Source organism: Poseidonibacter sp. (assembly GCF_041821165.1).
In the GTDB taxonomy this organism is placed as follows: domain Bacteria; phylum Campylobacterota; class Campylobacteria; order Campylobacterales; family Arcobacteraceae; genus Poseidonibacter.
In genome coordinates, this window is the sequence record NZ_JBGUES010000151.1 from 1 (window position 1) to 5,951 (window position 5,951).

Here is a 5,951-nt window from a genome sequence, read left to right on the forward strand (position 1 = left end):
CTATGCCAATTAGAGATAAGAATAATAAAGCAGTAGGTTCATTTGCCCTATCTTCATTTGAGCATAGATATCCTGCATCATTTCATAAAAAACTTCTAAAAACTGCTGCTTCTATTGTAAATATTGTATTAAAAAATGAAGAGAATGAAAAAAGAATAAATATTTTTTCTAAGGCTATGGAAAATGCTTCAGAAGGAATGATTATCACAGACTCAAAAAATAAAATTATTGAAGTAAATAATTCTTTTGAAAAAATATATGGATATAAAGAATCCCAATTACTTGGAAAAAATCCAAACTTCTTAGCCTCAGGTCAATATACAAAAGATTTTTATACTAATATGTGGCTTGATATTCAAAATAATTCAAATTGGTCTGGTGAAATTACTAATAAGAAAAAAAATGGAGATTTAATCACTCAATGGATGAGTATAAGTGCTTTATATGATGAAGATAGAAATGCACAAAACTATTTAGCTGTATTTAGTGATTTAACTGAATTAAAAAATGCACAAAATAAACTTGAATATATGGCATATCATGACTCTCTAACAAAACTTTATAATAAAACTTATCTTGAGAAAATATTAGAAAATAAAAACTCATACTCATTAATATTATTAAATGTAAATAATTTTAGTTACATAAATACAGCATACGGTTTTGAAACAGCTGATGATTTATTAATCAAACTAGCATCTATATTTAATACAAATTTTAATATTTATAAAACTTGTAGAATTAATGCAGATGAGTTTGCATTATTATTTGAAAATGTGATTAATATTGAAGAAAAAATATTTGAATTAAAAGAGTATTTTAACTCTAATGTAATTAATACAAATAGATTACAGCTAAATATTACTTTTTCATATGGTGCTTCTGTTGGTAATACTTTTCTTTTACGAAATGCTGCATCTGCTTTAAAAAAATCAAAAGAAAATGGGAAAAATCGTTTTCATATTTTTGATGAAAATTTAGACTCTACTGATTATGAACATAGTGAAGCATTTATAAATACAAGTAATCTTTTAAGGGATGCAATATCTAATAATTTAGTATTACCCTATTTTCAAGGTATTTATAATAATAAAACAAATATTATTGAAAAATATGAGGCCTTAGTTCGTATTGAAAAAGATGGCAAAGTTATTTCTCCTTTTGTATTTTTAGAAGCTGCAAAACTAACAGGTTTACTTCCTGAAATCACAAAGATTGTAATTGATAAAACTTTTAAAGTAATGCAAACAAATACTCATACCTTTTCTATAAATATTACAGAAGATGATTTGTCTCATGACTATCTAGTAGACTACTTACATAAAAAATCACAAGAGTACAATATAAAAGAAAATAGAGTAATTTTAGAAATACTTGAAGGTATTAGCTCAACTGGCAAAAAAAATCATATAAAACAATTAACAAAATTAAAAAGCTATGGTTTTAAAATAGCTATTGATGATTTTGGAGCTGAATACTCTAATTTTGAAAGAATATTAGATTTAGAGATTGATTTTATCAAAATTGATGCAAAATATATAAAAGATATCAATACAAATCCTAAAAGTTATGAAATTGCAAAAGCTATTTCATTTTTTGCTAAAAATGTTAATATTCCATGTATTGCTGAATTTGTTCATAATAAAGAAGTTTATGAAATTGTAGATAAGTTAGGAATTGACTATTCTCAAGGTTATTATTTTAGTGAACCAAATGCAAAGATTAATAATTAACAAAGTTTTAATAACATATATGTAAAAATAATTTTATGAAAACTAATAATTTATCAGATCTAATATTTAAAATAGCCTCAGTCATTGTATTTTTAGCCTTTGTATTTATTTTTATAGATAAGCTAATGAACCCAAACGTAGCAACAAAAGTTGAAGAAAAAAAGAAAAAGAAAATAGAAAAAGAATTAAATGAAGCACCTGCTCCATCTCAACTAAAATTCCATAATCCATTTAAAGAAGATTAGAATAAGCAAAGCTTATTCTAACTCTTATTAAAAAATATAAACAGAAGCAAACCATCCAAAAAGAATTAGAGGAATATTGTAGTGAATAAAAGTAGGAACTACTGAATCCCAAATATGGTCATGTTGTCCATCTACATTAAGTCCAGATGTTGGTCCAAGTGTAGAATCAGAAGCTGGACTTCCAGCATCACCAAGTGCTGCTGCTGTTCCGATTAAAGTAATTGTTGCCATAACTGAAAAATCTAATTGTAAACATAATGGTGCATAAATTGCTGCAATAATTGGAATAGTTGAAAAAGATGAACCAATTCCCATAGTAATAAATAAACCAACAAGTAACATAAGTAAAGCAGCTAATGATTTATTGTTTCCAATAATATCAACAACAGAAGATACTAAAGTTTCAACTCCACCTGTACTTGTTAGAACACTTGCAAAACCATTTGCAGCTATCATAATAAAACCTATCATTCCCATCATTTTAAGACCTCTTGTAAAGAAATCTTGAGTTTCGTTAGCTTTGATTACTCCTGCAACAATAAAGATGATAAATCCAGCTAATGAACCTATAATAATAGAGTTTGTATAAAGTTGTAAACCAAGTGCTGTAATAATAGAAATTAAAGCTATAAAAATATAGAAAGGATTAATATCTTTTTTTTCTGATTCTACTTCAAGTATTTTACTAACATCATAAGCTCTTTTCTTTCTATAAGAGAATAAAATAGCTACTAATAAACCTAAAAACATTCCAAAAACAGGAATTGCCATAGCCATTGGAAGTTGTGATGAAATAGCCTCAACGCCATTATTTACTAAGTTTTTTAATAAAATCTCATTTAAAAATATTCCACCAAATCCAATAGGTAAAAACATATAAGTTGCAACTAAACCAAAAGTGATAACACAAGCAACTACTCTTCTATCAAGTTGTAATTTTGCCATTGAATGAAGTAAAGGCGGAATTAAAATTGGAATAAATGCAATATGAACAGGCACTAAGTTTTGAGAAGAGATTGCAGCAAATAAAACTAATGCTAATAATATATATTTTATATAAATAAATTGCATCGCACTTGCATTTGAATTTACTTTTTTTATAATCATATTTGATAATAAATCAGTAATTCCAGATTTAGAAATAGCAACTGCAAATGTTCCTAACATTGCATAAGATAATGCTATTGTTGCACCATTTCCTAAGCCTTTATTAAATGCTTCAATTGTTTCATTTAAGCCAAGACCTCCGCTTAAACCACCAATTATTGCTCCTATTATTAAAGCAATAACAATATTTACTCTCACAAGTGAAAGTATTACCATTACCGTAACGGCAATTACTACAGAATTCATCTGTTCCCTTTATTACATAAAAACGATTTATTTTATGTATATTAATTTCAAATAAGCACGAAGTGTATTGCAAATTGAGTAAGAGAAAGATAAAATGATTTATTTAGTTTTTGAAAAAATTGTGATTAAAATACCTAAAATAATAATAACTGTTGAAACTAATAAAGTATTTGTAAGTGTTTCATTTAAAAAAATTATTGAAAGTATAATTGAAAGTATTGGTACAAAAAGTTGAATTACACCTGCTGTTATAATTTGTATTTTTGGTAAAACTTCATACCAAAGAACATAACCAAGAGCAGAAGTTATACTTCCTGAAATAAGAGCCAAAACTACTCCATTAAATGAATAATGTAAATTATCTATTGTAAATACAAAATAAAAAAGCACTACAAATAATGTTGCTTTTATAAAATTATCCATTGTATTTGCCAAGGCATTTATAGATTTTTTTCCAATAATTGTATATACAGCCCATGCTATTCCTGAAATAATCATCAAAAAAGCATGATAAAAAGAGACTTCAAAAGATTGTGTTGGATAAAGTAAATAAATAAGTCCAAATATAGCTAAAACTATTCCTATTACTTTTTGTATATTTATTTTTTCTTTATAAAAAAGTGATGCAAAAACCATTACAAGCTGGACAATAGCAAATAATAAAAGTGTTCCAAGTCCTGCATCAATACTTAAATATGAGTATGAAAAACAAATAGCATAAATAAAAAGCATAAAAGAACTAAGCCAATTTGTTTTTGTATTAAATACTAATTTTTTATTTTTATATAAATAAATTAAAATCAAAGTTAAGGCTGCTGATATAATCCTAAAAAATGTAAAAGAGTAAGCATCGATTAAATTACTTACTAAAGCAGCTTTACAAAGTATAGAATTAAGTGCTAAAAAGATTAGTGATAAAAAAATTGTTAGTAATAATTTTTCATTTTGTTTTATATTTAAAAGCATAAATAACAATATATCATAAATTTAAGAGTTTTAAATAATAATAGTAAAAATATTTTTATTATCAGAATAATCATACTCTAATTTAAAATTATGCTTAGATATAATTTTTTGAACAATACTTAAACCCAAACCAAAACCATCTCTTTGAGATAATTCTTGTGTAAAAGGTCTAAGATAATACTCTAACTCTTTTGATAGTTTTTCACCTTCATTTTTTACTATGATTTTATTATCTTGTGCATAAATTTCAATAGGAAAAGATATTGAATATTTTAGAGCATTTTGAATTAGGTTTTTAAGCGCTGTACTTAAATAAGCTAAATCAGCATTTATCTTAAAATCATTTTTTATAAAAATTTCTATTTTTGATTCATCATCTAAATATAATTTTGATAATGATTCAATAATCAAAGTTTCACTTGAGAAAGTACTTATATTTAATTTATTAGAATTTAATTTTTCAAGTTCAATTAACTCATCTGTTAAAATTTCTAAATCATTAAATATCTTTTTTAAAAGCTCTTTTTGTGAAAAATCATCAATTTTTTCAATTGCAAACTTCCCTTTTGCTATTGGAGTTCTAAGCTCATGTCCTATATCTCTTAATAACTCTTCTCTTGTTTGAATAAGACTTTGTAGTGAACTTGCCATTTGATTAAATGAGTTTGATAATATTCCTATTTCATCATTTGATTTTATATCTATTCTACTTGATAAATCACCATTTGCAAAACTTGTGATTTTTTGAGTGATTTTTTTCAAAGGAGAAAGAAGATTTAGTATATAAATAAACGTAAGCATTAATATAAAAATATCAATAAAAATCAAGATATTTAATATAAGTTTATCATTTATATTCTCTTCATCTTGCGTTTTTAAAATAAGAAATTCATCTAAATATTTTATCTTTATTATTAGTTCATCATCAAAAGACTCTTTTTGTATTGAGATAAATCCAAAGGTATGTTTTTTGAAATAAAATACTTCATTATTTTTATCTTCATAATCTAAAATAGGCTCTAATTCATATTTTAAATATATATTATTTAAATCTTTTTCATTATTTATATTTACTAATATTTCATTTGAGATTTCTATATATTTATCTTTTATTAAACTATCAATTCTTTTTGAATTTATAGAATCAGTCCAAAAACCAATAATACTCATAAGAATTAAACTAAAAATAAAAAGAATTGATATTTTTTTAAAGATAGACATACTAACCTACAAACTTATAACCAATACCCCAAACAGATTTGATATATTTAGGCATTTTTGAATCATCACCTATTTTATATCTAATATTTGAAATATGCATATCTATAGTTCTATTTTTTGTATTTTCATCTAATGAAGTTGCGTTTAGTATTTGTTCTCTTGATGAGATTTTATTTATATTTTTTATTAAAAACATAAAAATTTCAAACTCTATTTTAGTAAAATCAATATTGTAATCATCCATAATAACACTTCGATTTTCTCTATCAATTATAAAATCACTAATTTTACTTTTACTATTTTTTTCTTTTTTTAATATATGTTCAATTCTTAATACAAGCTCTCTTGGCTCATAAGGTTTTGAAAGATAATCATCAGCACCTAATTCAAAACCATGTATTTTATTTCCAATATCACCCCTTGCTGAAGAGAT

General features: G+C 24.4%; 5 protein-coding genes. 1 reads left to right on the plus strand and 4 read right to left on the minus strand.

The features are described 5' to 3' along the window. The coding region (locus ACERKK_RS10525; protein ID WP_373773038.1) for an EAL domain-containing protein at positions 1-1,733 on the plus strand (1,733 nt) is incomplete at its 5' end. Positions 1,734-2,005: 272 nt separating this feature from the next. On the opposite strand, the gene ACERKK_RS10530 is transcribed toward ACERKK_RS10525, so the two are convergent. The 4 genes from ACERKK_RS10530 to ACERKK_RS10545 form a co-directional block, all read right to left on the minus strand. Continuing rightward, entirely contained in the window at positions 2,006-3,331 is a 1,326-nt protein-coding gene (locus tag ACERKK_RS10530; protein ID WP_373773039.1) for a Na+/H+ antiporter family protein, read from the minus strand. 99 nt (positions 3,332-3,430) lie between these two features. Continuing rightward, the gene (locus tag ACERKK_RS10535; protein ID WP_373773040.1) at positions 3,431-4,297 is read right to left on the minus strand and encodes a DMT family transporter; all 867 of its coding nucleotides are present in this window, start codon (positions 4,295-4,297) and stop codon (positions 3,431-3,433) included. Between the two features lie 30 nt (positions 4,298-4,327). Continuing rightward, positions 4,328-5,518, minus strand: a complete 1,191-nt coding sequence (locus tag ACERKK_RS10540; protein ID WP_373773041.1) for an ArsS family sensor histidine kinase — start codon at positions 5,516-5,518, stop codon at positions 4,328-4,330. Between the two features lies 1 nt (position 5,519). Further along, the coding region (locus tag ACERKK_RS10545; RefSeq protein ID WP_373773042.1) for a response regulator transcription factor at positions 5,520-5,951 on the minus strand (432 nt) is incomplete at its 5' end.

What these genes read in the sequence shown, in the direction of transcription:
- ACERKK_RS10530 (WP_373773039.1), bottom strand. Translation starts at nt 3,331, where the DNA reads ATGAATTCTGTAGTAATTGCCGTTACGGTAATGGTAATACTTTCACTT.
- ACERKK_RS10535 (WP_373773040.1), bottom strand. Translation starts at nt 4,297, where the DNA reads ATGCTTTTAAATATAAAACAAAATGAAAAATTATTACTAACAATTTTT.
- ACERKK_RS10540 (WP_373773041.1), bottom strand. Translation starts at nt 5,518, where the DNA reads ATGTCTATCTTTAAAAAAATATCAATTCTTTTTATTTTTAGTTTAATT.